Origin of the sequence: Streptomyces sp. Ag82_O1-12 (assembly GCF_900182715.1) — a bacterium.
Lineage (GTDB): Bacteria > Actinomycetota > Actinomycetes > Streptomycetales > Streptomycetaceae > Streptomyces > Streptomyces massasporeus.
Genome location: NZ_FXUW01000001.1, coordinates 7,433,032 through 7,457,548, shown reverse-complemented (window position 1 = coordinate 7,457,548; position 24,517 = coordinate 7,433,032). Strand labels below are relative to the sequence as shown.

Genomic DNA, 24,517 nt, shown 5'->3' with positions numbered 1-24,517 from the left:
CGGCGACTACGCGAGGGCTATTCGGCCGATAGTGATCATCTCTTCCGTACGACGACGAAGTCCGCGAGGGCCGTGAACTGCTCCCGCACCCGGTCGGGCATGTCGACGGCGTCGAGGGCTTCGATGGCGATGGTGTGCTGACGGCGTGCCTCGTCGGCGGTCCACTCGCGACCGCCGGCCTCCTCGATGAGGGCGGCGCGAGCCGCGAACTCCTCCTCGGAGAAGTTCTCGAAGTCGCTGCTCTTGGCGTCGGCGGCGAGGAGCTCGCCGAGCCGCTCCGAGGCCGGGCCACCCGCCGCGAGGGCCGCCACGACCGGCAGGGACTTCTTGCGCTGGCGCAGGTCGCTCCACGTCTGCTTGCCGGTGGAGACCGGGTCGCCCCAGATGCCGAGCAGGTCGTCGACGGCCTGGAAGGCGAGGCCCAGGTGGTAGCCGTACTTCTCGAGGGTGTCGGCGGTGTGGTCGTCGGCGCCGCCGAGGACCGCGCCGATGGAGCTGGCGCAGGCGAGCAGGGCGCCGGTCTTGTTGCCCTCCATCTCCAGGCATTCCTCGACGCTGACGCGGTCGCGGTGCTCGTAGGAGATGTCCTGGGCCTGGCCGTCGATCAGGGCGCGGGTGGCGGTGGTCAGGCGGCGGGTGGCGCGGCCGGCCTCGACGGTGCCGAGTTCGAGGAGTACCTCGTTGGCGAGGGCGAACAGGGCGTCGCCGACCAGGATGGCCTGGGCGGGGCCGTGCACCTTCCAGACCGTGTCGCGGTGACGGCGCTGCTCGTCGCCGTCCATGAGGTCGTCGTGGAGGAGGGAGAAGTTGTGGACGAGTTCCACGGCGACGGCGCCGGGGATGCCGGTCTCGGGGGCGGCCGACATGACCTCGGCGGACAGCACCGCGAGGGCGGGGCGCACGGCCTTGCCGCCGTCCCCCTCCGCGGGCCTGCCCTGGGCGTCGATCCAGCCGAAGTGGTAGGCGGCAACAGTGTCCATGGGAGGTGCCAGGCGGTCGACGGCCGCCCTCAGTACCGGAGTGGCCAGGGTCCGGCCGCGCTCCAGCAGCGCGGTCACGTCCACCGCCTCGGCAGTCTTCGAGGCCGGGGGCACAGTGGGCACAGTCTCTCCTCTTGTTGCGGTACCGGGGGTGCGGGGGCCGCCTGCCGCACCGGCCTGAGCCGGCATCATGCCGCCTCCTCGAACTCGAAGAGGGCTTGCGGACGGGGCCGGCCCAGGGCGCCCAGCACGGCGTCCGCCGCGCTCACACCACTGCGGACCGCACTCTCCATGGTCGCGGGCCACCCGGTGGCGGTCCACGCTCCGGCCAGGTAGAGGCCGGATGCCTTGGTGCGGGCGTGGGGCCTGAGGCGCCCGACGCCGGGGGTGGGAGCGAACGTGGCGGTGCGCTCCCGGGTGACGAAGAAGTCCCTCACGTCGGCGCCGCGGGCCAGGGGCAGCAGCCGCTCCAGCTCGGGCAGGTACCGCTCACGCAGCACGGCCACGGGCTCGTCGATCTCGTCCTGGGCGACCGACTGCGACAGGGCGAGGTACTGGCCCTCGCGCAGCCCGGACGCGTCGGTCCGGTCGAAGACCCACTGCACGGGGCTGCTCAGGGCGGCGAAGAACGGCCGGCCCAGGACCTTGCGGTCGTACACCACATGGACGTTGAGGATCGGCGCGGTGCCGATCTCCAGAAGCCGCTCGGGCGCGTCGAGGGCGCCCGCCGGCAGCAGGTCGTGCGCCTCGCGCTGCGGTACGGCGAGGACCACCGCGTCGGCCTCCAGCGTCTCGCCGGGGACCTGGACGGTCCACTGCCCGTCCGCCTTCGCGGAGAGAGAGGTGACGCGGGTGCGGAGCTCGGTGCGGACACCCGCGGAGTCGAGGGCCTTGCGGGCCAGCCGGTCGTGCAGGTCGCCCAGCGGGACCCGGGCCCAGCCGATGTCGGCCGCGCCCGGGTCTGACAGCAGACCGGTCTTGAACACCATCGCGGCGAGCGCCAGGGAGGCGTCGGAGGCGACCGCGTTGAGGGTGGCGATCCCGACCAGGTCCCACAGGGCCTCGACGGCGCGTGCCGACTGGCCGTGCGCGGCGAGCCAGCTGCCGAAGTCCTGGGTGTCCAGCGCCGGGTCGGTGAGGTCGAGCCCCTTGAGCGCGAGTGCGGCCCGGCCCACTCTGGCGCGGTCGGCGAGCGACAGGTGCGGGTAGGAGGCGAGGCTGCGCCCGAGGTGCAGCGGCACGGGCAGGGCGTCCCTGCGCAGCCTGCCGAGGCGGCGCCCTTCGGGCCGGGCGAGGTCCAGGACGGGTACGTCGAGCCGGTCCTGCAGCGGGGCCAGAGCCGCGCCCTCGATGCGGTCGAGGAACCAGCGGTAGGCGGTGCAGCAGCGCAGGTAGACGTGCTGGCCGTTGTCGACGGTGAGATCGCCGCGCTGGAAGGAGAAGGCCAGACCGCCGAGCCGCGGCCTGCCCTCCAGCAGGGTGACGCGCACCCCGGCGTCCGCGAGCGCGAGCGCGGTGGTGACACCGGCGAGCCCGCCGCCCACCACGACGGTGTGCCGCGCCTGTGCCGCCGGTCCCCCGGGCCGTGTGCCGTGGGTCATCGCGAACCCTCCCCCATGGCCGGAGCGTGCTGCTCCAACGGTGCACGACCGGCCGTCTCCGTCAGGGACGCGTCCGCGCGCCGGAGGGTTGCCCGCCACGTGTCTCCGACGGCGTGGCCGCGAGGGGCGTCATGGCCGCGCCCGGCCACCGAGGCGGGGGCTGAACCGGCCGGCCGGGCGTCGCCGGCCGCGGCCCGCCCCTGTCGGCGGACGGGAGAAGGCCCCGGCCCGGTCTCATGGCGGGTCTGCGGGGAGCGCGGTGCCGCGCTTCCCGGCGCTGCCCGGAAGCGGCATGCGCGAGCCCGGCACCCGGCTCGGGTCGTGTGGACCGGTTCGGTCGTCACGCACGCCTCCTGACGGTCCGTCGGGTCACGTGCCGGGCGTCGAGACCCGACAGGCCGCGCACGGCGACGTAGGCCTTCTCCCGCCCGGGCAGGGAGACCCGGCCGCGCAGCACGGCCTCCGGGTCGCGTTCGATGCGGTCGAGGAGGCGGCGGTAGATGCCGGCCATGGCGGCCACACAGGCGCCGCTGCGCCGGTCGAGCATGGGGAGCAGGCGGTAGCCCTCGGCGAACAGAGCGCGGGCCCGTCGCACTTCGAAGTGCACGAGGCCCGCGAAGTCGGAGCCCTCGGGCGGCCGCGGCCCGCTGAAGCCGGACGAGCAGCCGAACTTGGCGAGATCGTCGGCGGGCAGATAGGTCCGCCCGTCCACGGCGTCCTCGCGGACGTCTCTGAGGATGTTGGTGAGCTGGAGCGCGAGTCCGAGCGTGTCGGCATACTCCGGCGCGCGGTCCACGCCACGCGCCCCCGGTTCCGTGCCGAACACGCCGAGCGAGAGACGCCCGATGGCGCCCGCCACGCAACGGCAGTAGACCTTCAGGTCGTCCCAGGTCTCGTAGGTCTCGCCGCGGACGTCCATCAGGACGCCGTCGATGAGCTCGTCCAGACCTCCGAGCGGGATCGGGAAGTACCCGGCCGCGTGCGAGAGGGCGACGGCCACGGGATCGGTGTCGTCCTCCCCGACCTCGTGCTCGCGGATCCGGGTGAGCAGCGCCCGGGTCTCCTCCAGCCTGGCCGTCTTGACGTCGTCGGCGAGCGCGCCGTCCCCGATGTCGTCGACCCGCCGCGAGAACGCGTACAGCGCCGACATCGCGCGGCGCTGCGGCGTCGGCAGCAGGCGGATGCCGTAGGCGAAGTTACGGGCCTGCCGCCCGGTGACGGCCTCGCAGTAGCTGTAGGCGGCGAGTACCGGTGGGGACGCGTGTGGTTCCGACTCCACGGTCCGGATCACCCCTCTCCTCGCAGAGTCACGCCCACCTCACGCAGCAACCGGAGCTTGCCGGGCTTGGGCGGGCCGGGAAGTACGTCGTACTCGGCGGCGGCGATCGCGTGGACGGCCGCCCTTCCTCCCGCCACGAACCCCGCGAGCAGCAGTTTCAGCCTGCCCTGGACGCTACCCACCAGGGGGGCGCCTTCGTTCAGGAGGTCCCGGGCCCTTTGCGCTTCGTAGGCGATCAGCGCACGGACCGACGCTCCGGCGGATTTCGTGGCGAGATCCGCTTCCTGGACGTGGAAGCGTTTCATGTCGGTTGCGGGCAGGTAGACGCGGTCGCGGCCGAGGTCCTCGGCGACGTCCTGGAGGTGCTCGACGATCTGGAGGGCCGTGCAGATCAGGTCGGAGCGGCGGATCCGCTCGGGCGTCGAGGTACCGGTGACGGCGAGGACGAGGCGGCCGACGGGGTTGGCGGAGAGCTCGCAGTAGGCGAGCAGGTCGTCGTAGGTCTCGTAGCGGCCGACCAGCTGGTCCTGGCGGTTGGCGGCGATCAGGCCGAGGAACGGCTCGGGGGTCAGCGCGCAGCGGCGCACGGTCGGCTGGAGACGGCGCAAAAGGGGATGGCGCGGGGTCGCGTCGAAGACGCGGCGCAGGTCGGCCTCGAACGCGTCCAGCAGGACCAGGCGGTCCTCGGTCTCCCGCGGGGACACACCGAGCAGGCGGGCGTCGACGCCGCCGGGGGCCAGGTCGCCGTCGCCGATGTCGTCGACCAGACGGGCGAATCCGTAGACGGCCATGAGGTCGGTGCGCCAGGCCCGGGGCAGGAAGAAGGGGGCCACCGGGAAGTTCTCGCCGGCGGCCTTGTCGAGCGTGCCGCGCTCCGCGTCGAGGGGGCGGGCCGTGCCGGTTCCCGTCACCGTGGGCTGCCCGGCGCGGGGACGGCACGTGCTGCGTGGAGCTGGGGAGTTTCCGTAGCCATCGCCGTCACATCTCCCGTTCTACACTGCCGACCCAATACACACTATTTCGGACACGCCGCCCAGCCGTCCGCACGATGGCACGACGGGCGGTGTCGCGCATTATCGCCCTGATTGCCGTGTTTCGGGACCGGTACAGCTTACGTTGTACAACGCGCCACGGTTCGTCAGGGTGTCCCGCACATCACGAGAACACACCGATTGGCCCCAAGATTCCTGAGATGGGCCGGAGTTGACGTTTCCTTTGCAGACGCGGGGCCCCGCCGGAGCAGTTCCGTCGGGGCCCTGTCCGAATCGGGCCTACTTGCCGGTGAACTTCTCGTACTCCTTGAGCACCTCGTCGGTGGGGCCGTCCATGCGCAGCTCGCCGCGCTCCAGCCACAGGACGCGGTCGCAGGTGTCGCGGATGGACTTGTTGTTGTGGCTGACCAGGAACACCGTGCCGGCTTCCTTGCGCAGCTCCCGGATGCGGTCCTCGGAGCGCTTCTGGAACTTGCGGTCGCCCGTCGCCAGCGCCTCGTCGATCATCAGGACGTCGTGGTCCTTGGCCGCGGCGATGGAGAAGCGGAGCCGGGCCGCCATGCCGGAGGAGTACGTGCGCATGGGCAGGGTGATGAAGTCGCCCTTCTCGTTGATGCCCGAGAAGTCGACGATCTCCTGGTACCGCTCCTTGATCTCCTCGCGGGACATGCCCATGGCGAGCCCGCCCAATATGACGTTCCGTTCGCCGGTGAGGTCGTTCATCAGGGCCGCGTTGACACCGAGCAACGACGGCTGGCCGTCGGTGTAGACCTTGCCCTGCTCGGCGGGGAGCAGTCCGGCGATGGCCCGCAGCAGGGTCGACTTGCCGGAGCCGTTGGAGCCGATCAGGCCGATGGCCTCACCGCGGTACGCCACGAAGGAGACACCGCGCACGGCGTGCACCTTGCGCACGCCGCGCTCTTCGCCGCGCTTGATGATGCGGCTGAGGGCGGCGGTGGCGCTGCCCTTGCCGGTCTTGGCGCCGTTGACGCGGTAGACGATGTGGAGGTCGTCCGCGACGACGGTGGGAATGCGTGCGTCCTGTTGCTGCTCAGCCACGGCCGTACCTCTCCTCCGCCTTCCAGAAGTACACGAAGCCGCCGATGGCGAACAGCACGGCCCAGCCGCCCGCGGCCGCCCAGACGTGGTCGGGCATGTACGTCGAGTCGTACTCGTCGATGAGGGCGAAGCGCATCAGGTCCATGTAGATCGCCGCGGGGTTCCACTGCAGGACGTTCGCGATCCACTGGGGCTTGCCCTCCAGGAAGATCGGGATGGAGAACATCACCCCGGACCCGTACATCCACGTCCGCATCACGAACGGCATCAGCTGCGCGAGGTCGGGGGTCTTGGCGCCCGCCCGGGCCATGATCAGGGCGAGGCCGGTGTTGAAGCAGAACTGCAGGACCAGCACCGGCACGATCAGCAGCCAGGACAGATCCGGGTAGTGGCCGAAGCCGATCGCGACGGCGAACAGCACGATCATCGAGAACAGCAGCTGCTGGAGCTGTTGCAGCGCGAAGGAGATCGGCAGCGCGGCGCGCGGGAAGTGCAGGGCCCGCACCAGGCCGAGGTTGCCGGAGATCGCGCGCACGCCGGCCATCACCGAGCTCTGCGTGAAGGTGAACACGAACACGCCCGTGACCAGGAACGGGATGTACACCTCGCGGGGCAGGCCCCGGTCGGCCTCCAGGAGCAGGCCGAAGATGAAGAAGTAGACGGCCGCGTTGAGCAGCGGCGTGGCCACCTGCCACAGCTGGCCGAGCTTGGCCTGGCTGTACTGGGCGGTCAGCTTCGCCCGGGAGAAGGCGAGGATGAAGTGCCGCCGGTCCCAGAGCTGACGGACGTACTCGATGAGGGTCGGCCGGGCGCCGCTCACGGTGAGCCCGTGCTTGGCGGCGAGTTCCCTCGCCGTGAGGCCCTCGTCGGGCGCCGCGGGCGCGCTCATCGCGACCGTGGCGTCGTGCGTTGTCTCACTCACTAGTGGAAACTTTCGTCTTCGAGATGCTCGGCCTGTGCCGGGTCCGGCATGAGCCGGGGCCAGGGTACGGCCCGGGGGCTCCCGGGTTTTCCCGGATACGAGCTTGTCAGATGACGGGGGGCCGGCCCAGCCGGGTCAGCCGCCACACCGTACGCCACTTCATGGGCCGGCGGGGGCCGCACGAGGTGGTCCAGCCCTCACGGAATCCGCCGAACCAGGCCCGCAGCGCACTGCGGGAGGGGCGGCGCACCAGAGTGAGCAGCAGCCACACGCCGAGGTAGACGGGGACGAGCGGCGCGGGGAGGTTGCGGCGGGCCAGCCAGACGCGGTTGCGGGCGACCATGCGGTGGTAGACCGCGTGCCGCGAGGGAGCCGTCGTCGGGTGGTAGAGCACCATGTCGGAGCGGTAGTCGATCATCCAGCCCGCGTCGAGGGCCCGCCATGCCAGGTCGGTCTCCTCGTGGGCGTAGAAGAACTCGTCCGGGAGTCCGCCGACGTCGGCGAAGACGCGGGTGCGGACGGCGTTGGCGCCACCGAGGAAGGTCGTCACGCGCGAGGAGCGCATGGGGTCGGCGGCGCGCAGCCGGGGGACGTGGCGGCGCTGGGTGACGCCGGTCTCCGGGTCGGCTATGCGGAAACTCACGATGCCGAGCTTCGGGTCGGCGTCGAAGGCCTTGCGGCACAGCTCGGCGGTGTCGTGACCCGCGAGCAGTCCGTCGTCGTCCAGGAAGAGCAGGACGTCGACGTCCCGGCCGGCGGGGCCGAAGGCCTCGATGCCGACGTTGCGGCCGCCGGGGATGCCGAGGTTCTCGGGCAGCTCGATGGTGCGGACGCCCTCGGGGACGTCCGGGACGGGCGAGCCGTTGCCGACGACGACCACCTCGACGCGGTCGCCGTCCTGCTTGGCGACGGAGTCGAGCAGGGCGCGCAGCTCCTCGGGCCGGTTGCCCATGGTGATGATGACGGCGCCGACCTTCATGCCGCTCACTTCAGCCTGCTGGAGGCGAGGATGGACACGAGGTGCAGCAGGGTCTGCACCAGCGCGATGCCGGCGAGCACGGCGACGCCGAGCCGGGAGAAGAACAGGTCGCCGCGGACCTGGTCGACGATCGCCAGCGCGAGGATCAGCAGGGACGCCTCGATGCCGAGGATCAGGCGGTGGAAGTTCAGGGCGGCGGCGGCCTTGCGGGCCAGCGCCATGCCGGAGGAGCGCATCTCGGCGGCGGCCTCCTTGACCGGGGGCTTGCCGGCCTGGTGCCGGGCGACGCCGACGAGGTCGGTCTCCGCCTTGATCAGGATGGCGCCGAGGGCGGCCAGGGTGCCTAGGAAGGCCCACAGCCAGTCGATGCGCCCGCTGCCCCACACGTCGGCGGCGCGCAGGCCGAAGCCGGTGAGCACCGCCGCGTCGGTGAGGTAGGCGCCGACCCGGTCCAGGTAGACGCCGTTGAGGGAGTACTGCTTCTTCCAGCGCGCGATCTCACCGTCGACGCAGTCCAGCAGCAGATACATCTGGACGCACACGACGCCCAGCACGGCGCCCGCGATCCCCGGCACGAGCAGTGCCGGGGCCGCGAGCACACCGAAGACGGTCATCAGGTAGGTGAGCTGGTTGGGCGTGACCCTGGTGTTGACCAGGTAACGGTCGACCCGCAGGGACACCTCACGCATGTAGAGGCGTCCCATCCAGTGCTCACCGCTGCGCCGGTCCTTCACCCCCGGGGGGTGAACGACGGGGCGGAGTTCAGCTACCGATGGCCTTGACATAGTCGGCGTAGATGTCCTTGATCTGTTCGGTGTTCAGGTCGAGGTGTTCGAGGATGGTGTAACGGCCGGGGCGGGTCTCCGGGGCGAACTCGACGGCCTTGACGAACTCGTCCGTCGTGAAGCCGATCTCCTCCGCCAGCACGGGCAGCCCGTGCCTGCGCAGCACCTCGGCCATGTACGCCGACTCCTCGTGGGCGCCGCGCAAGTACATCGCGAAGGCCGCGCCCAGTCCGCACTGCTCGCCGTGGGCGGCAGCCCGTTTGGGGAACAGCAGGTCGAAGGCGTGGTTGATCTCGTGGCAGGCGCCGGAGGACGGGCGGGAGTCGCCCGACACGGACATGGCGATACCGGTGAGGACCAGTGCCTCGGCCAGCACTTGCAGGAAGGCGTCGTCGCCGACACCGCCCGGGTGCCGGAGCACCGCCTCGCCGGCCTGGCGGGCCATCGCCGCGGCGAGGCCGTCGACCTTCTCGCCCTTGACGCGGTTGGCGAGTTCCCAGTCGGCGACCGCGGAGATGTTGGAGATGACGTCGCCGATGCCGGAGCGCACGAAGCGGACGGGGGCCTCACGGATCACGTTGAGGTCGATGACGACCGCGATCGGGTTCGGCACACCGTAGGAGCCGCGGCCCGCGTCGTTGTCGAGGGTGGCGACCGGCGAGCACAGGCCGTCGTGCGCGAGGTTGGTGGCGACGGCGACCAAGGGGAGGCCGACGCGCGCCGCCGCGAACTTGGCGCAGTCGATGATCTTTCCGCCGCCGAGGCCCACGACGGCGTCGTAGTGGCCGGCCTTTATGTCGCTCGCCAGCCGGACCGCGTCGTCGATGGTGCCGCCACCGACCTCGTACCAGGTGGCGCCGGGCATGCTCGGCGCGATGCGCTCGCGCAGCCTGGCGCCGGAGCCGCCGCTGACGGCGACGGCGAGACGGCCGGAGGGCGAGATGCGCTCGTCGGCGAGGACGCATGCCAGGTCGTCGAGGGCACCCGGGCGGATGTCGACGACGAGCGGCGAGGGGATGAGCCGGGTCAGTACTGGCACGCGATCTCCCGTCCGCGGGCGAGATCGTCGTGGTTGTCGATCTCCACCCACTTGACGTCGCCGATCGGCGCCACGTCGATGCGGAAGCCGCGGTTGACCAGTTCCTGGTAGCCGTGCTCGTAGAACTGCTGCGGGTCGGTCTCCCACACGGCCTTGAGGGCGTCGGCGAGTTCGGGGGCGGCGTCGCCCTCGATGAGGGTGACGCCGATGTACTCGCCGGTGGCCTCGGCGGGGTCCATCAGCTTGGTGATCTTCGTCATGCCCTTCTCGGGGGCGACGACGACCTTCATCTCCTCGTCCGCGAGGTCCTTGACCGTGTCGAGGGCGAGGATGATCTTCTTGCCGTCGCCACGGGCGGCGAGCAGCGTCTTCTCGACGGAGACCGGGTGGACGGTGTCGCCGTTGGCGAGGATCACCCCGTCCTTGAGGGCGTCACGCCCACACCACAGGGAGTAGGCGTTGTTCCACTCCTCGGCCTTGTCGTTGTCGATGAGGGTGAGCTTGAGGCCGTACTTCTGCTCCAGGGCCTCCTTGCGCGCGTACACGGCCTCCTTGCGGTAGCCGACGATGATCGCGACCTCGGTGAGACCGATCTCGGCGAAGTTGCCGAGGGTCAGGTCGAGAACCGTGGGTTCGCCTTCTATGCCCGCGGGGCCCACCGGCACCAGTGCCTTGGGGAGGCTGTCGGTGTAGGGGCGCAGACGCCGTCCGGCGCCGGCCGCGAGCACGAGGCCGATCATGCGGGTTCTCCTTCATCGTGTACGGCGGGTGCGCCACCCTGGTGGGCGGCGACCCAGAAGCGGATGCTCTCGACGAGCACCACCAGGGCCACGGCCACGGCCAGTGCCGTGAGCGCGACCTTGAACTGCGAGGCGGTGAGCAGCGCGGCGAGGACGGTGACGAGCAGCGTCCGTCCTTCGTGCCCTCCGATGGAGCGCACCAGCCAGGCCGGGGGCGCTCCGGCGTCGCCGCGGATGCGGTAGACGGTGTCGTAGTGATGGTAGGCGACCGCGGCCACCAGCCCGAAGGCCGCGGGAAGGGCTCCGTTCACGTCCGCCTTGGCCGCCAGGACCAGGACGGTGCCGTACTCGGCGGCGCGGAAGACCGGGGGGACCAGCCAGTCGAGGGCGCCCTTGAGGGGGCGGGCGACGGCGAGGCCCGAGGTCAGGGCGTAGCCGATGGCCGCGATGACCGGCCAGGGGCCGCCGAAGTCCGTCAGCGCCGCGGTGAGGACGACGGCCAGACCACCGAGCAGGGCGATGACGGGGGCGGTGAAGCCCGGCAGCCTGCGGGCGGGCTTCTTGAGCGCCTCCGCGAAACCCTGGGCGAGGGGGCCGCTGTCGGCGAGGTCGGCCAGGGCTCCGGCCGCCCGGTCGGTCCGCCTGGCCTTGCGGGTCAGGGAGCGCAGCACCCGGCCGGCCGTGGTGTACGTCGCGGCGAAGGCGCAGCCGATGAGCAGCGCGTAGAAGGTGATGCGGGGGGTGGTGACCGCCGTGAGCACGGCGATCATCGCCCAGCGCTCGCCGATGGGCAGGACGATCATCCGCCGCACCCAGACCGTCCAGCCGACGCTGTCGAGCTTGTCGGAGAGGGCGGCGGTGGGACTGGTGTTGGCGGTGGCGTCGTGGTTGGCCTCGTTGAAGGAGAAGTCCACGACGTGCCGGCAGGTCTGCAGGACCATGGCGCCGAGGGCGAGGGCCCATACGTCGTCCCCGCCGCGGGCCGCTCCGAGGGCGAGGCCCGCGTAGTAGGCGTACTCCTTGGCCCGGTCGAAGGTGGCGTCCAGCCAGGCGCCGAGCGTGGAGTACTGCAGGGAGTAGCGGGCGAGCTGGCCGTCGGTGCAGTCCAGCACGAACGACGCGATCAGCAGGACGCCGGCCGCCACGAAGCCGCCGCGGGTGCCGGTGGCCGCGCAGGCCGCCGCTATGAGGGCGGTGATCAGCGAGGCGGTGGTGACCTGGTTGGGGGTCAGGCCGCGGCGGGCGCACCAGCGGGCGATGTAGCGGGAGTAGGGGCTGATGCAGTGGGTGGTGAAGAAGCCGTCGCGGGCCTTCACGGCCGACTTCAGGCGCACGGCCTCGTCGTCGACGTCCGCCACCGCCTGACGTGCCTCGTTGCGGGCCTGCGGGTCGGCGGGGACGGCGGCCACCAGGCTGCCCAGCTCGGGGCGGTGCACGCCGGTGCCGTCGGCGTCGAGGGCGGTGAGGATGCGGTCCGCGAGGCTGGCGACCAGGGTGGTGCCGCCGCCCGCGGAGTTCTCGCGGGCCATCGCCCGGGTCAGGGCCTGGCGCCCGGCGGGCTGGGCCGTGACGGCGCCGGGGATCCCGGCGAGCGGGAAGCGGGGGTCGGTGAGGCCGAGGCGCAGCGCGTGCACGTGCCCCACGAAGCGGGCGTCGACCAGGGCGACCCGCTCGTCGCCCGGCACCTCGGCGAGGAGGGTCTCGGCCTCGGCGGCGTCGGCCGCGGTCCGGAGCTCGAACCCGAGGGATCGCAGGTCGGCCTCGATCGACGATCCGGGGACCGGCTGGCCGGTGAGGATGGCGGTCGACAACCGAATTCACTCCCTGGGTACCGACGCGTCCGCGCCGGTGATGTGCATGGTGGGGGCGCCTTCTCCGGTGGCTCCCGGGCGGCATGTCGGCAGAGGCTATCGGATGCCGGGAGGGCCACGTTCACCGCCCGTTCGGCGGATGGATCGACGTGGTTCGCACAAGCCCTTGCCGCGATCATCATCGTGGATCCGGGGGCCGCCCCACAAACCGTGCCCCTCCTATGCGGACATCGGGGACATTGCGCAGGCGGCCACCGTGTCCGCATAGGGTGGGCGACCATGACGTGGCTGATCACCGGCGGTGCCGGCTATATCGGAGCACATGTGGCCAGGGCCATGACCGAGGCCGGGGAGCGCGTCCTCGCCCTGGACGACCTGTCGGCCGGGGTGCCCGCGCGGCTCCCGGCACAGGTCCCGCTCGTGCGGGGTTCCTCGCTGGACGGGGAGCTGCTGAAGCGGGTCCTCGCCGAGCACGGCGTGACGGGTGTGGTGCACCTCGCGGCGCGCAAGCAGGTCGCCGAGTCCGTCGCGCAGCCCACGCGCTACTACCGGGAGAACGTCGGCGGTCTGGTGACCCTGCTGGACGCGGTCGCCGCGGCAGGGATCGAGCGCTTCGTGTTCTCCTCGTCGGCGGCCGTGTACGGCGACCCGGGTGTGGAGCTCATCACGGAGGACACACCCTGCGCGCCGGTGAACCCCTACGGCGAGACCAAGCTCGCCGGGGAGTGGCTGGTGCGGGCGGCGGGAAAGGCGCACGGGATCTCCACCGTATGTCTGCGCTATTTCAACGTGGCGGGCGCCGCCGCGCCGGAGCTCGCGGACACGGGTGTCTTCAACATCGTCCCGATGGTCTTCGACCGGCTGACGCGCGACGAGGCGCCCCGGATCTTCGGCGACGACTACCCGACCCCGGACGGCACGTGCATCCGTGACTACATTCACGTCGCCGACCTGGCCGAGGCCCATCTGGCGGCGGCCCGGCGACTGGCCGGCGGCGGCATCACGGGCGACCTGACGGTCAACATCGGCCGCGGCGAGGGCGTCTCGGTCCGCGAGCTCATCACGGCCATCGGCGAGGTCACGGGCGACCGCCGGCCCCCGCTCGTCGAGGAGCGCCGCCCGGGCGACGCCCCGCGGGCGGTGGCATCGGCCGCCCGGGCGGCCGATGAGCTCGGCTGGACGGCCCGGCGCGGGGTGCGCGAGATGACCGAGTCGGCCTGGCGCGGCTGGCTGCTGCACCACGGCTCCTGACCCGCCGAACCGTCCTGACCTGCGCATCGTTTCCGCAGGTCAGGGCACATGACAACGGTGTTCAGTGCCGCGTTGCGCATACCCCCTCCCCGTAGTTCACTGGGGTGCCCGGGCACGATCACGCGGACACAGGAGGCTGACTTCTCATGGGGGCTGGGCACGATCACGGGCACGCGCACGGCGCGGCCGGCGGTACGGCGACCTCGGCGTACCGCGGCAGGCTGCGGGCGGCCCTGGCGATCACGCTCGGCATCGTGGTCGTGCAGATCGTCGGTGGCACCCTCGCCGACTCGCTCGCGCTCGTCGCGGACTCCGCGCACATGGCGACGGACGCCCTGGGCCTCGGCATGGCGCTGCTCGCGATCCACTTCGCGAACCGTCCGCCCAGCGAGCGGGCCACCTTCGGCTACGCCCGGGCCGAGATCCTCGCCGCCCTGGCCAACTGCCTGCTGCTGCTCGGGGCCGGCGGATACGTCGTCTACGAGTCGGTCCAGCGCTTCATCACGCCCGCGGATACCGAGGGCCGGCTGGCTCTGCTGTTCGGTGTGATCGGCCTGGTCGCGAACCTGGTGTCGCTGTCGCTGCTGATGCGCGGGCAGAAGGAGAGCCTGAACGTGCGCGGCGCGTTCCTGGAGGTCGCGGCGGACGCCCTCGGTTCGGTCACGGTGATCGTCGCGTCCGTGGTGATCATGCTCACGGGCTGGCAGGCCGCCGATCCGATCGCCTCGCTCGTGATCGCGCTGATGATCGCGCCCCGAACGTGGAAGCTGTTGCGCGAGACGCTGTCGGTGCTGCTGGAGGCCGCTCCCCAGGGCGTCGACATGGCGGAGGTGCGCTCGCACATTCTCGCGACGGACGGCGTGGAGGACGTCCACGACTTGCACGCCTGGACGATCACCTCCGGCATGCCCGTGCTGTCGGCGCACGTGGTCGTCAGCTCGGAGGCCCTGAACGCGATAGGCCACGAGAAGATGCTCCACGAGCTCCAGGGCTGTCTCGGCGACCACTTCGACGTGGAGCACTGCACCTTCCAGCTGGAACCGGTCGGGCACGCGGAGCACGAGGCGCGGCTCTGTCACTGACGGGGGCTTGCGGGACGTGTGAGGCAGGTGGGGCGCACTTGGTCGCGAGTGCGCCGGGGGACGCAACCTTGCGCCGTGCGCCCGCGTCATGAGCCCCACAGCCGTGGCGGGGACGATTTTCCGCCCGCCTGGCCGGGCACGATCATCTACCGGGTCCCTTTCCCGGCGCCGGACCGGTGCCGGCCGCGGTCCGCGTCACCGCGCGGGACATGCGGGCGTGCCGCGAAGTGCCGGGAGTGCCGGATTCGTACGGCAGACTTGGGGCGCGAAGACCGATGTGAAGGATGGGTATGCCGATCACACCTGCCACCGCGACGCACAACCCGTCGAACGGCACCGCAGAGGCGATTTTGCTGGAACTGGTCGACGAGGACGGCGTGACGATCGGCACCGCGGAGAAGCTCGCCGCCCACCAGCCGCCCGGCCGGCTGCACCGCGCGTTCTCCGTGTTCCTCTTCGACGAGTACGGCCGGCTGCTGCTCCAGCAGCGCGCGCTGGGCAAGTACCACTCCCCCGGTGTGTGGTCCAACACCTGCTGCGGCCACCCCTACCCCGGCGAGGCGCCCTTCGCGGCGGCGGCGCGGCGCACGTTCGAGGAGCTGGGCGCCTCCCCGTCCCTGCTGGCCGAGGCGGGCACGGTCCGCTACAACCACCCGGACCCGGAGTCCGGTCTGGTGGAGCAGGAGTACAACCACCTCTTCGTCGGCATGGTGCAGGCCGTGGTGCGGCCGGACTCGGAGGAGGTCGCGTCGACGGTGTTCGTGACCCCGCCGGAGCTGGCGGAGCGGCACGCCAAGGACACCTTCTCGGCCTGGTTCATGACCGTCCTGGACGCCGCCCGGCCGGCGATCAGGGAGCTGACGGGCCCGTCCGCCGGCTGGTGATCCCGGCACCGGCGGAACGGGGGGTCAGGCGAAGCGCGCGGGCTTGAGCGGCAGGGCGGCCCAGATCACCTTGCCGCCGCTCGCGGTGTACTCCACCTCGCACAGACCGCCGGCCTCCCGGGTGACCTCGCGCACGAGGAGCAGTCCGCGCCCGCCGGTCCGGCCGTGGTCGGTCTCCAGGGCGGTGGGCCGGTACGGATGGTTGTCCTCCACGGACACCCGGAGCCACTCGGCGCCGACGGCCAGCTCGACGGCAATCGTCGGCGACAGCACCGCCGCGTGTTTCACGGCGTTCGTCACCAGCTCCGAGACGATCAGCAGCAGTCCCTGGGCCAGGTCGTCCGAGACCGGCACACCCTGACGCAGCAGCAGGTCCCGTACGGCGTGCCGCGCCTGGGGGACCGAGGCCTCGACCGCCGGAGCGGTGAACCTCCAGACCCCTTCGTACGGCAGCGGATCCGCGGGCCCGGGTCCGAGGGGCGCCGCGCCGCCCCCTGGGCGCGGACCGAACCCACGCCCGTCGTCGTCCATCGTCCGGTCGCCACCCTCGCGCTCGATTGTCGCCACACCTCGAGTGTTGGTAACGATGCGCCTCGCACCCCGGGACTGAACAGAAGTCAGCAAGTATCGAGCGCTTCTGACCGTTGGCGTATGACACGGTCAGTTGTGGGACTGGTCCTGTCCCTGTTGTGCCGTCTTGGCGAACTATTCGGGTTGTACGGGTTTGGCGTGCGGATAGCATCCGGCGCATGGAGCCGCAGCTGGAGCACCGCGTGACCGACTCGGTCGCGACGGTCGTCATACGTCATCCCGAGAAGCGCAACGCCATGACGGCCGCGATGTGGCGCTCCCTCCCCCCACTGCTGGAGGAGCTCGCGGGGGACCCGGAGGTGCGGGCGCTGGTGCTGACCGGTGAGGGCCGGACGTTCTGCGCCGGGGCCGACATCTCGACGCTGCGGGGCTCGCCGGAGGAGGCGCAGGGGCTGGCCGTGCGGGCCGAGGAGGCGCTGGCCGCGTTCCCGAAGCCGACGCTGGCCGCGATCCGGGGGCACTGCGTGGGCGGCGGGGCGCAGCTGGCGGCGGCCTGTGATCTGCGCTTCGCCGAGGAGGGAACGCTGTTCGGTGTGACGCCCGCGAAGCTCGGCATCGTGTACCCGGCGTCCTCCACCCGGCGGCTGGTGTCCCTGGTGGGGCCGGCCGCCGCCAAGTACCTGCTGTTCTCCGGGGAGTTGATCGACGCGCAGCGGGCGCTGCGTACCGGGCTGGTGGACGAGGTGCTGCCGGAGGGTGAACTCGGCAAGCGGGTCACGGAGTTCACCCGGGTGCTGGTGTCGCGTTCGCAGCTGACGCAGGCGGCGGCCAAGGAGTTCGCGGACGGGCGTACGGACCGGGACGCGCACTGGGCCGGGCAGGCGCGCGGGAGCGGCGACACCGCGGAGGGCGTCGCCGCGTTCCTGGAGCGCCGGCAGCCGAGGTTCGGCTGGCGCGTGCCTACGTCAGGGTGACGCCGGAGTGCTCGCGGAGGAGCTCCACGAGGTGCGCGGGGGCCTTCTCGGGTGAACCGGCGTCGTAGGGCGGCTGCGGGTCGTACTCGGTGGCGAGCTGGACGAGCCGCGCGTGGTCGTCGCCCGCGATTTCTCTGTCAAGTTCAACGTGTTGAGTGAGCTGTACGGCACCTTCCGACTGGACATGGACAAGCGCCTCGACCTGGGGCCTGTCGCTGCAATACCACGGTCGCGCACACCGGCGGACCCTGCCGGCCGGTCTGGCGTGCGCCTGGCCTGATGCGGTCCTGCGCGGTGCGGGATCGCTTCGTCTGTGCGCGCGGCTTGCTGAAGCGACGGACCGGTCGAGCTGCGCCGGCAGTACGCGGTGGCCACCTGTGACCGGCTGCCGTCGCACATGGCCATGGTTGCCGGGGCAGGCGATGACGAGCAGGCTTCACCAGCGCTGGGCGGTGTCCAGATGGTGGCGGGCCGGTCGTCAGGCCGGGTTCGACGTGCCGGTGACGACGTCCACCGCGTGGCGGCGGTGGGCGGCGAAGAGGGGGAGGGCGGCCTGGGGGTCGCGGGCGCGCAGAGCGGCGACCAGTGCGTGGTGCTCCTGGGGGATGCAGTCGAGGTAGCCCTCGGTGCTGAGGCCGATGCGGGTCAGCAGGAACAGGTGGACCTGGCAGCGGATGGTCTCCCAGGCCGCGACGAGACGCTGGTGGCCGGTGGCGGCGAACACGGCGTCGTGGAAGGCGATGTCCAGGCGGACCATGGCGTGTGGGTCCGTCGTGCGGTCCATCACGCCGGCCGCCTTCTCGATGACCGCGAGGCCCTCGTCCGAGGCGTGCGCGATGACCTGCTGGACGGCGAGATCCTCAAGCGCGCCGCGCAGGCTGTCGAGCTCGGCGACATCCTCCGCGGACAGCGTCGTGACCACGGTGCCCCGGTGCCAGGCGCAGTGCACGAGTCCCTCGCGCTCCAAAACGCGCAGAGCCTCACGCACCGGGCCCCTGCTGACCTGCAGCACGCCGGAGAGTTCGACCTCTCGCAGCGGTGCCCCGGGGGCGTATGCACCGCTGAAGATCGCCTCCCGGATCCGGTCGGCGACCTCGTCGGCCAGTCCGCGACGGCGGGCGGGGGCCACCGCGCGATCTCCTGCGAGTTGCGATTTCTCCATGTCGTGATGTTAACATTCCATCGTTGTCGCAATGTCAACATTGCGACAACTGGAGTGGCCGGTCGTTCGTCCAGCCAGGAGAGAGGCGTTTTCCATGAAGGTGTTCCAGATCGGTGCCGCCGGAGGTGTCGGGAGGAGGCTCGCCGGCCTGCTGTCCGAGCGCGGTGACGAGGTGACCGGCATGCACCGCAGCCCGGCCCAGGCCGACACGATCCGCGCGACCGGTGCGACGCCGGTGACCGGCGACCTGATCGCCGACTCTGTAGACGAGCTCGCGGGCAAGCTCGCCGGGCACGACACAGTGGTCTTCTCGGCCGGCGCCCACGGAACCGGCATGGACAAGACCACGCTCATCGACGGCAAAGGCCTGGAGAAGGCAGCCGCTGCGGCCCAGGCCGCCGGAGTCGCGCGCTTCGTCCTCGTCTCCGTGTTCCCCGACGCCCTGCGCGGCGAGGGAGCGTCCGAAGGCTTCGAGCACTACATCAAGGTCAAGAAGAGTGCCGACGTGTACCTGACGCGCACGGATCTCGACTGGCTGATCGTCCGTCCTGGAACCCTGCTGGACACCCCCGGCAGCGGCCGGGTCACCGCCGGGCCCGCTGTCGAGTACGGCGACGTGCACCGCGACGATGTCGCCGCGTTCATCGACGCCGCCCTGCACGAGCCGCGCCTGAGCCGCGTCATCGTCGAGCTGACCTCCGGCGACACCCCCGTCGCGGACGCGGTCGCCCGCCTGGCTGCCTGAGCCCGGCGCCCCCTCACCCCTGCATCCCCCACCAGAGAAGGACAGCCACCTTGACTGCGATCGATTCCTACAGCCACGGCGTCTCCGGCGAGCGCGAGTTCGGCTTCGCCCAGGCCATCAAGGTCGAGCACACGATCTACGTCTCGGGCCAGCTCTCCCACGATGACGAGGGCAACTTCCTGTACCCGGGAGACTTCGACGCCCAGACTGCCCAGGTCTTCGCCAACTTCGAGAAGGTCCTCGCCCACTACGGCGCCACCCGCAACCAGGTCGTCTCGGAGACCCAGTACATCGTGGACCTGCCGAAGTACAACAACGCCATGGCGGCCGCCAACCTGGCCTACTTCGGCGACCACCGCCCCACCAGCAGCACCATCGGCGTCGCGTCGCTGTTCTTCCCCGGTCAGCTCATCGAGACCAACTTCGTCCTCGACACCCGTCTGCCCGCCTGATGGCCACGGCGTACTGGAGCTCGGTCTTCACCAGCTCCGCAGACGCGATATGGGCGGTCGTCCGGCGGTTCAACGGCCTGCCCGACTGGCACCCGGCCATCCGGGCGAGCGAGATCATCGGGGGCGGCGACGGGCTCACCCCCGGCGCGGTCCGCCTCCTCACCGGTGCGGACGGCAGCACTTACCGGGAACGGCTCGTGGGGCTGGACGATGCCGAGCGGAAGCTGAGTTACGAGATCGTCGAGGCACCGCTGCCGGTCCGCGGCTACCGCTCGACGCTGCACGTCCGGCCCGTCGCCGACACCGGCGGCGCCTTCCTCAGCTGGCACGCCACCTTCGAGCCGGCCGAGGGCACCACCGCCCAGGAAGCCACCACGGTCCTCGAAGCGGCCTACGCCCCGGCCATCGCGGGCCTCCACACGGTCATCGCCTGACCTCCGACGGCAGCCAGCCCCCGCGCTGTCATCGATCGCCGACCACGAAAGAAGCACCCCCCGCATGAGTTCCCTGTTCACCCCTCTGACCCTGCGGTCCCTGGAGATACCCAACCGGGTCTGGATGTCCCCGATGTGCATGTACTCCGCCGCCTCCGAAGGCCCGGACACCGGCGCACCGACCGACTTCCACCTCACCCACCTGGCCTCACGCGCCGCCGGTGGCGCCGGTCTGGTCATGGCCGAGGCCACCGGCGTCCGCCCCGACGGGCGCATCAGCCCCTGGGACCTGGGCCTGTGGAACGACCGCCAGCAGGAAGCGTTCACCCGCATCACCGAGGCCATCAAGACCCACGGCGCCGTCCCCGCCATCCAGCTCGCCCACGCCGGCCGCAAGGCGTCCGTCGACAAGCCCTGGCTGTCCGACCGCTACGTTTCCGAGGACGAGAACGGCTGGCAGGCCGTCGCGCCCAGCCCCGTCGCCTACCAGGGCCTGCCCGTCCCCCACGAGCTCACCGTGGACGAGATCCAGCAGCTCGTCCGCGACTTCGCCGACTCCGCCCGCCGCGCCCTGGCCGCCGGCTTCCAGGTCGCCGAGGTGCACGGCGCCCACGGCTACCTGATCAACTCCTTCCTCTCCCCGGCCTCCAATCACCGCACCGACGCCTACGGCGGCAGCTTCGAGAACCGCATCCGCTTCGCCCTGGAAGTCGTCGACGCCGTCCGCGCCGTGTGGCCCGAGGACCTGCCGGTCTTCTTCCGCACCTCGGCCACCGACTGGCTGACCGAGAACCCCGAGGACGCCCGCAAGGGCTGGACCGGGGACGACACCGTCCGCCTCGCCAAGGAGTTGCTGGCCCACGGCGTCGACCTGCTGGACGTGTCCACCGGCGGCATGGTCCGCGACGCGAAGATCGTCGCCAGACCGGACTACCAGGTGCCCTTCGCGGACCAGGCCCGCAACCAGGCCGGCATCCCCACCGCTGCCGTCGGCATCATCACCGAGCCGCAGCAGGCCGAGGACATCATCGCGAACGGGCAGGCCGACGCGGTCTTCCTCGGCCGCGAACTCCTGCGCAAGCCCTACTGGCCTCAGCATGCCGCTCTCGCGCTCGGCGCCGAGCCGACCTGGCCGGACCAGTACGCCTACGTCGTCAAGCGCCGCAAGCGCTGACACCCCCGCAGCCTCATCACTACCGGCCGTGCTGCCCCTACAAGGGCCTCAACGTGCCGGGCCATCTCATCGGGAGGCCCCCATGAACCACCTTCAGGACAAGGTCGTCGTCATCACCGGCGCCTCCTCCGGCATCGGCGCGGTCAGCGCCAAGGCCCTCGCCGCCCGCGGCGCCAAGATCGTCGCCGCCGCCCGCGGCCAGGAAGCCCTCGACCAGCTCGTCGCCGACATCAACCAGGCCGGCGGCACCGCCATCGCCAGGCTCACCGACGTCGCCGACACCGCCGACATGCAGGCGCTCGCCGACTTCGCTGTCGAGCAGTTCGGCCGGATCGACGTCCTGGTCAACAACGCCGGCCTGATGCTGTTCTCCTTCTGGAAGGACGGCGCGATCGACGACTGGAACCGGATGATCGACGTGAACATCCGCGGCTACCTCAACGGCGTCCATGCCGTCCTTCCGGTCATGCTGCGCCAGAAGTCGGGCCACATCCTCAACATGGACTCAGTCGCCGGCCACCAGGTCGGAGACGGCGCCGGTGTCTACAGCTCCACCAAGTTCTTCGTCCAGGCCATGACCGAGTCCATGCGCCGGGAACTCGGCGTCCGCGAAGGCATCAGGGCCTCCACCATCAGCCCCGGCGTCATCGACACCGGCTGGGCCGACAGGGTCACCGACCCCGCCGGCCGCAAGGCGGCCCAGGAACTGAACGAGCTCGCTATCAGCCCGCAAAGCGTCGCCGACGCCGTCGTCTACGCCCTCGACCAGCCCACCGACGTCACCGTCAACGACCTGATCATCTCCCCCACCCGCCAGAACTGGTAAGCGCCAGGCACTCCACGCCGCACGGAAGGAACCCCAGGCCCATGTCCGGTCTCGCCTCCCCCATTCCCCGCTTCCACCTCGCGGTCCCAGTCGACGACCTGGACGCCGCCCGACGCTTCTACGGCGAGACGCTCGGCCTGGAGCAGGGCCGCAGCGCCGACACCTGGGTGGACTGGAACCTGCACGGCCACCAGTTCGTCACCCACCTCGCCCCGGCCCGCACCGAGCAGATACACAACCCGGTCGACGGCCACGACGTGCCCGTACCGCACTTCGGGCTGATCCTGACCATCGACGCCTTCCACCGGCTCGCCGACCGGCTGCGCGCCGCGGACACCGCCTTCGTCATCGAGCCCTACGTGCGCTTCGCAGGCGCAACCGGCGAGCAGTGGACGATGTTCCTGCTCGACCCGGCCGGAAACGCCCTGGAGTTCAAGGCGTTCGCCGACGACTCCCAAGTGTTCGCCACGCCATGACGCCGGGACCCTGCGGCGCGCCCCGGCCGTGAACTGGCAGTACCCCAGCTGCCGATGGGCTGGTGGCTCAGTACCGGGACAGGCGTAGCACGGTTCTCGACCAAGAGGCCGCCGCTGCCACTGATCCACGTCTCAACCAACCCGGCGCGAGCGCGCCGCAACCTCAGACTGGAGACACAACATGTCGAAACCGACCTATGTCGCTGACCACATCGCCATCACCGAAGTGCTGGAAAAGTACAACCAGGGCGTAGCCAAGGCCGACAGCTCGATCATGAAGCCCGCGTTCGCCGAAGAGGCGACGATTTTCGGCGTGGAGAACGGCAAGCTCTCCGGCGGTGCGATCACGGGCCTCTATGAGGGGATCGACAGGGATTTCCACCCCTCGCCGGAAGGTCGCGCCGTGATCGCTTACATCAACGTGAACGGCACCGCAGCCAACGCGCGTGTTGATACCAACGATGTCTCCGGCCTGTGCTTCACCGACTACTTCAACCTGCTGAAAGTCGATGGCACGTGGACCATTGTCAGCAAGATCTTCCACATCAACGACGCGCCGAAGTCGTAGCTGCACACGGCCGGGCGGGCATGAGCTTCCCCCCTCGCGGTGGACGTGTGGCGTGAGTTGACCTTGAGGTGGAAGGAACCGTCCAGGCCAGCAGCCCACCCGTCTCAGCTCCGTCAGAGCGTGAGCGAAACCGGCGAACAGTGGACGAAGTTCCTGCTCGACCCGGCCGGAAACACCCTGGAGTTCAAGGCGTTCGCCGACGACTCCCAAGTGTTCGCTGCCTGACATCTTCTGTGGTCGGTGGAGGGCTTTCGGGGGGGCTGTCCGCCTATCCCATCGGGCAGCCCCTGCTTCATAGGTGGCCGCTCATGAAACACCCACCCGCATGGCGCTCCCCCTGCGGTGATCATGTTTCATGAATTGTCACAGACGGTTAGACGCCTGAAAATCCGAATGCTGACGATAATCAAATTTTGACGGACGTCGAAGCTGCATGTCGACTGGCGGACCCAGCGCCCCCGCGCGGGACCGGACGGCCGCAGGAGGCTCCGATGGCACGACTCATCCGCGCCGACCAGCGCACTTCCCTTTTTGTCCATATGGGATTTTAAAGTGCATACTGTTGCATTCAGCATGCTTCTTCTACGGTCGGAAGCGACAAGAACCCCACTGAACGACAGGGATGATCTTTCGTGTCCGCACACCTTTTTGACCCGCTCACGATCCGCGACGTCACCTTCCGGAACCGGATCGCCATGTCCCCGATGTGCATGCACTCCGCGGACGTCCAAGGGCGCGCCACCTACTTCCACACGGTGCACTACGGCGCGCGTGCACTGGGCGGGGCCGGCCTCGTGATGCTGGAGACGGCGGCGGTACTGCCCAACGGACTGATCGGGCCGGGCGACCTCGGCATCTGGAGCGACGACCACGTCGCAGGCCTGTCGGGCATCGTCGAGGTGATCCATCGTTTCGGCGCCAGGGCCGGCGCCCAGATCGGCCACGCGGGGCGGCAGCTCGGCGTGGAGTCCGAGACCCCGGTGGCCCCCTCCCCCATTCCCTTCGGTGACGGTTCACGTGTTCCCCAGGAGCTTGGCGTCGGGGACATCAAGGAGATCATCGAGGCGTTCCGGAATACGGCGGTACGGGCGAAGGCCGCCGGATTCGACGTGCTCGAGGTGCACACGGCGCACGGCTTCCTGCTCAACGAGTTCCTCTCGCCCCTGGCCAACCACCGCACGGACGAGTACGGAGGCAGCCGGGAGAACCGCTACAGGATCGTGCGGGAGACCATCGACGCGGTGCGCGCCGAGTGGGACGGCCCGCTGTTCGTCCGCATCTCCTCCACCGACTATGCGGAGGGCGGGAACGTTCCGGAGGACTTCGTCACCTACGGCAGGTGGATGAAGGAGCAGGGCGTCGACCTGATCGACGCCTCATCCGGCGGCATCGCCCCGGTGAAGGTGCAGTCCTACCCGAACTACCAGGTGCCCGCCGCGGATCTGATCCGCAGGGAGGTGGGAATCAAGACCGGTGCTGTCGGCCTGATCGAGAGCGGCCGCCAGGCCGAGGAGATCCTGCAAAACGGCCGCGCCGACATCGTGCTGGTCGGCCGGGAGATGCTGAAGGACCCCTTCTGGGCCCGGACCGCCGCGGACGAGCTGCGCGCCGCCATCGAGGTCCCGTTGCAGTACACCCGCTACGGGTCGGCCTGGCAGCGCTCGCAGCCCCCGCTGCCCGCCGCACCGATGGACGCCACAGTCTCCTGACCGGTTCTGCCCTGGTCCCGCAACCACCCCGGGGCAAGAACACCGAACTCGTTGCGGCCCCC

The 24,517-nt window shown here is 70.7% G+C and carries 27 protein-coding genes and 1 pseudogene; 13 read left to right on the top strand and 15 right to left on the bottom strand.

What is annotated here, in order from left to right:
* Nucleotides 1–35: 35 nt before the first annotated feature.
* The 12 genes from QOL88_RS33950 to QOL88_RS33900 form a co-directional block, all read right to left on the bottom strand.
* Complete coding sequence (locus QOL88_RS33950) at nt 36–1,103, bottom strand: polyprenyl synthetase family protein (protein ID WP_179879031.1); 1,068 nt, start codon at nt 1,101–1,103, stop codon at nt 36–38.
* Between the two features lie 65 nt (nt 1,104–1,168).
* The gene (gene hpnE / locus QOL88_RS33945; protein ID WP_097222059.1) at nt 1,169–2,581 is read right to left on the bottom strand and encodes a hydroxysqualene dehydroxylase HpnE; all 1,413 of its coding nucleotides are present in this window, start codon (nt 2,579–2,581) and stop codon (nt 1,169–1,171) included.
* A complete protein-coding gene (locus QOL88_RS39025; protein WP_373559359.1) occupies nt 2,578–2,730 on the bottom strand; it encodes a DUF6380 family protein in 153 nt (50 codons plus the stop codon). Before QOL88_RS39025 ends, hpnE begins: the two co-directional genes overlap by 4 nt.
* Before the next feature lie 191 nt (nt 2,731–2,921).
* Nucleotides 2,922–3,872, bottom strand: a complete 951-nt coding sequence (gene hpnD, locus QOL88_RS33940) for a presqualene diphosphate synthase HpnD (protein WP_097222058.1) — start codon at nt 3,870–3,872, stop codon at nt 2,922–2,924.
* A complete protein-coding gene (hpnC, locus tag QOL88_RS33935) occupies nt 3,869–4,771 on the bottom strand; it encodes a squalene synthase HpnC (protein ID WP_097222057.1) in 903 nt (300 codons plus the stop codon). Before hpnC ends, hpnD begins: the two co-directional genes overlap by 4 nt.
* 360 nt (nt 4,772–5,131) lie before the next feature.
* Entirely contained in the window at nt 5,132–5,911 is a 780-nt protein-coding gene (locus QOL88_RS33930; RefSeq protein WP_097222056.1) for an ABC transporter ATP-binding protein, read from the bottom strand.
* A complete protein-coding gene (locus tag QOL88_RS33925) occupies nt 5,904–6,833 on the bottom strand; it encodes an ABC transporter permease (protein WP_097222055.1) in 930 nt (309 codons plus the stop codon). Before QOL88_RS33925 ends, QOL88_RS33930 begins: the two co-directional genes overlap by 8 nt.
* A gap of 106 nt (nt 6,834–6,939) precedes the next feature.
* Complete coding sequence (locus QOL88_RS33920; protein ID WP_097222054.1) at nt 6,940–7,812, bottom strand: glycosyltransferase family 2 protein; 873 nt, start codon at nt 7,810–7,812, stop codon at nt 6,940–6,942.
* A 5-nt stretch (nt 7,813–7,817) separates the two neighbouring features.
* A complete protein-coding gene (locus QOL88_RS33915; RefSeq protein ID WP_078885076.1) occupies nt 7,818–8,597 on the bottom strand; it encodes a CDP-alcohol phosphatidyltransferase family protein in 780 nt (259 codons plus the stop codon).
* Entirely contained in the window at nt 8,575–9,636 is a 1,062-nt protein-coding gene (locus QOL88_RS33910) for an iron-containing alcohol dehydrogenase family protein (protein WP_097222053.1), read from the bottom strand. The genes QOL88_RS33915 and QOL88_RS33910 overlap by 23 nt, the downstream gene beginning before the upstream one ends.
* Nucleotides 9,624–10,376, bottom strand: coding sequence for a phosphocholine cytidylyltransferase family protein (locus QOL88_RS33905; protein WP_097222052.1), 753 nt, complete (start codon nt 10,374–10,376; stop codon nt 9,624–9,626). Before QOL88_RS33905 ends, QOL88_RS33910 begins: the two co-directional genes overlap by 13 nt.
* Nucleotides 10,373–12,187, bottom strand: a complete 1,815-nt coding sequence (locus tag QOL88_RS33900; protein WP_097222051.1) for a DUF5941 domain-containing protein — start codon at nt 12,185–12,187, stop codon at nt 10,373–10,375. The genes QOL88_RS33905 and QOL88_RS33900 overlap by 4 nt, the downstream gene beginning before the upstream one ends.
* 279 nt (nt 12,188–12,466) lie before the next feature.
* Between QOL88_RS33900 and galE the strand changes: the two genes are divergently transcribed.
* The 3 genes from galE to idi all read left to right on the top strand — a co-directional run bounded on the left by galE (nt 12,467) and on the right by idi (nt 15,404).
* Nucleotides 12,467–13,438, top strand: a complete 972-nt coding sequence (gene galE / locus QOL88_RS33895; RefSeq protein ID WP_097222050.1) for a UDP-glucose 4-epimerase GalE — start codon at nt 12,467–12,469, stop codon at nt 13,436–13,438.
* Nucleotides 13,439–13,584: 146 nt separating this feature from the next.
* The gene (locus QOL88_RS33890) at nt 13,585–14,520 is read left to right on the top strand and encodes a cation diffusion facilitator family transporter (protein WP_097222049.1); all 936 of its coding nucleotides are present in this window, start codon (nt 13,585–13,587) and stop codon (nt 14,518–14,520) included.
* 290 nt (nt 14,521–14,810) lie between these two features.
* Nucleotides 14,811–15,404 (top strand): isopentenyl-diphosphate Delta-isomerase, encoded by a 594-nt coding sequence (gene idi / locus QOL88_RS33885; RefSeq protein ID WP_097222048.1) that lies wholly within the window; start codon nt 14,811–14,813, stop codon nt 15,402–15,404.
* A gap of 24 nt (nt 15,405–15,428) precedes the next feature.
* Here the strand turns inward: idi and QOL88_RS33880 are convergent, their stop codons facing one another.
* Nucleotides 15,429–15,935, bottom strand: a complete 507-nt coding sequence (locus tag QOL88_RS33880) for an ATP-binding protein (protein ID WP_097222047.1) — start codon at nt 15,933–15,935, stop codon at nt 15,429–15,431.
* A gap of 218 nt (nt 15,936–16,153) precedes the next feature.
* On the opposite strand from QOL88_RS33880, the gene QOL88_RS33875 reads away from it, so the two are divergent.
* A complete protein-coding gene (locus QOL88_RS33875; protein WP_097222046.1) occupies nt 16,154–16,909 on the top strand; it encodes an enoyl-CoA hydratase/isomerase family protein in 756 nt (251 codons plus the stop codon).
* Here QOL88_RS33875 and QOL88_RS33870 read toward each other — a convergent pair.
* Together QOL88_RS33870 and QOL88_RS33865 are read right to left on the bottom strand one after the other, a co-directional pair.
* A pseudogene (locus QOL88_RS33870) lies at nt 16,896–17,039 on the bottom strand (DJ-1/PfpI family protein); the annotation flags it as partial. The gene QOL88_RS33875 and the pseudogene QOL88_RS33870 overlap by 14 nt on opposite strands.
* 348 nt (nt 17,040–17,387) lie before the next feature.
* Nucleotides 17,388–18,071, bottom strand: a complete 684-nt coding sequence (locus QOL88_RS33865; RefSeq protein WP_097222045.1) for a GntR family transcriptional regulator — start codon at nt 18,069–18,071, stop codon at nt 17,388–17,390.
* Nucleotides 18,072–18,165: 94 nt separating this feature from the next.
* Between QOL88_RS33865 and QOL88_RS33860 the strand changes: the two genes are divergently transcribed.
* From QOL88_RS33860 to namA, 9 genes are all read left to right on the top strand, one after another.
* Nucleotides 18,166–18,816, top strand: coding sequence for an NAD(P)H-binding protein (locus QOL88_RS33860; protein WP_097222044.1), 651 nt, complete (start codon nt 18,166–18,168; stop codon nt 18,814–18,816).
* Nucleotides 18,817–18,866: 50 nt separating this feature from the next.
* Entirely contained in the window at nt 18,867–19,268 is a 402-nt protein-coding gene (locus QOL88_RS33855) for a RidA family protein (protein ID WP_097222043.1), read from the top strand.
* The gene (locus QOL88_RS33850) at nt 19,268–19,702 is read left to right on the top strand and encodes an SRPBCC family protein (protein WP_097222042.1); all 435 of its coding nucleotides are present in this window, start codon (nt 19,268–19,270) and stop codon (nt 19,700–19,702) included. The genes QOL88_RS33855 and QOL88_RS33850 overlap by 1 nt, the downstream gene beginning before the upstream one ends.
* Before the next feature lie 64 nt (nt 19,703–19,766).
* Nucleotides 19,767–20,876, top strand: a complete 1,110-nt coding sequence (locus tag QOL88_RS33845; RefSeq protein ID WP_097222041.1) for an NADH:flavin oxidoreductase/NADH oxidase — start codon at nt 19,767–19,769, stop codon at nt 20,874–20,876.
* An 82-nt stretch (nt 20,877–20,958) separates the two neighbouring features.
* Nucleotides 20,959–21,702 (top strand): SDR family oxidoreductase, encoded by a 744-nt coding sequence (locus QOL88_RS33840; RefSeq protein WP_097222040.1) that lies wholly within the window; start codon nt 20,959–20,961, stop codon nt 21,700–21,702.
* Nucleotides 21,703–21,743: 41 nt separating this feature from the next.
* A complete protein-coding gene (locus tag QOL88_RS33835; protein WP_097222039.1) occupies nt 21,744–22,178 on the top strand; it encodes a VOC family protein in 435 nt (144 codons plus the stop codon).
* A 181-nt stretch (nt 22,179–22,359) separates the two neighbouring features.
* Nucleotides 22,360–22,746, top strand: coding sequence for a nuclear transport factor 2 family protein (locus QOL88_RS33830; protein WP_097222038.1), 387 nt, complete (start codon nt 22,360–22,362; stop codon nt 22,744–22,746).
* Nucleotides 22,747–22,866: 120 nt separating this feature from the next.
* The gene (locus QOL88_RS33825; RefSeq protein ID WP_218892926.1) at nt 22,867–22,971 is read left to right on the top strand and encodes a VOC family protein; all 105 of its coding nucleotides are present in this window, start codon (nt 22,867–22,869) and stop codon (nt 22,969–22,971) included.
* A 407-nt stretch (nt 22,972–23,378) separates the two neighbouring features.
* Nucleotides 23,379–24,455 (top strand): NADPH dehydrogenase NamA, encoded by a 1,077-nt coding sequence (gene namA / locus QOL88_RS33820; RefSeq protein WP_097222037.1) that lies wholly within the window; start codon nt 23,379–23,381, stop codon nt 24,453–24,455.
* Nucleotides 24,456–24,517 lie beyond the last annotated feature (62 nt).

Coding starts and splice junctions, on each gene's coding strand:
- QOL88_RS33890 (WP_097222049.1), top strand. CDS start 13,585: ATGGGGGCTGGGCACGATCACGGGCACGCGCACGGCGCGGCCGGCGGT.
- hpnE (WP_097222059.1), bottom strand. CDS start 2,581: ATGACCCACGGCACACGGCCCGGGGGACCGGCGGCACAGGCGCGGCAC.
- QOL88_RS33905 (WP_097222052.1), bottom strand. CDS start 10,376: ATGATCGGCCTCGTGCTCGCGGCCGGCGCCGGACGGCGTCTGCGCCCC.
- QOL88_RS33850 (WP_097222042.1), top strand. CDS start 19,268: ATGGCCACGGCGTACTGGAGCTCGGTCTTCACCAGCTCCGCAGACGCG.
- galE (WP_097222050.1), top strand. CDS start 12,467: ATGACGTGGCTGATCACCGGCGGTGCCGGCTATATCGGAGCACATGTG.
- QOL88_RS33835 (WP_097222039.1), top strand. CDS start 21,744: ATGTCCGGTCTCGCCTCCCCCATTCCCCGCTTCCACCTCGCGGTCCCA.
- idi (WP_097222048.1), top strand. CDS start 14,811: ATGCCGATCACACCTGCCACCGCGACGCACAACCCGTCGAACGGCACC.
- QOL88_RS33880 (WP_097222047.1), bottom strand. CDS start 15,935: ATGGACGACGACGGGCGTGGGTTCGGTCCGCGCCCAGGGGGCGGCGCG.
- QOL88_RS33860 (WP_097222044.1), top strand. CDS start 18,166: ATGAAGGTGTTCCAGATCGGTGCCGCCGGAGGTGTCGGGAGGAGGCTC.
- QOL88_RS33915 (WP_078885076.1), bottom strand. CDS start 8,597: ATGTCAAGGCCATCGGTAGCTGAACTCCGCCCCGTCGTTCACCCCCCG.
- QOL88_RS33920 (WP_097222054.1), bottom strand. CDS start 7,812: ATGAAGGTCGGCGCCGTCATCATCACCATGGGCAACCGGCCCGAGGAG.
- QOL88_RS33830 (WP_097222038.1), top strand. CDS start 22,360: ATGTCGAAACCGACCTATGTCGCTGACCACATCGCCATCACCGAAGTG.
- QOL88_RS33840 (WP_097222040.1), top strand. CDS start 20,959: ATGAACCACCTTCAGGACAAGGTCGTCGTCATCACCGGCGCCTCCTCC.
- QOL88_RS33865 (WP_097222045.1), bottom strand. CDS start 18,071: ATGGAGAAATCGCAACTCGCAGGAGATCGCGCGGTGGCCCCCGCCCGC.
- QOL88_RS33845 (WP_097222041.1), top strand. CDS start 19,767: ATGAGTTCCCTGTTCACCCCTCTGACCCTGCGGTCCCTGGAGATACCC.
- QOL88_RS33875 (WP_097222046.1), top strand. CDS start 16,154: ATGGAGCCGCAGCTGGAGCACCGCGTGACCGACTCGGTCGCGACGGTC.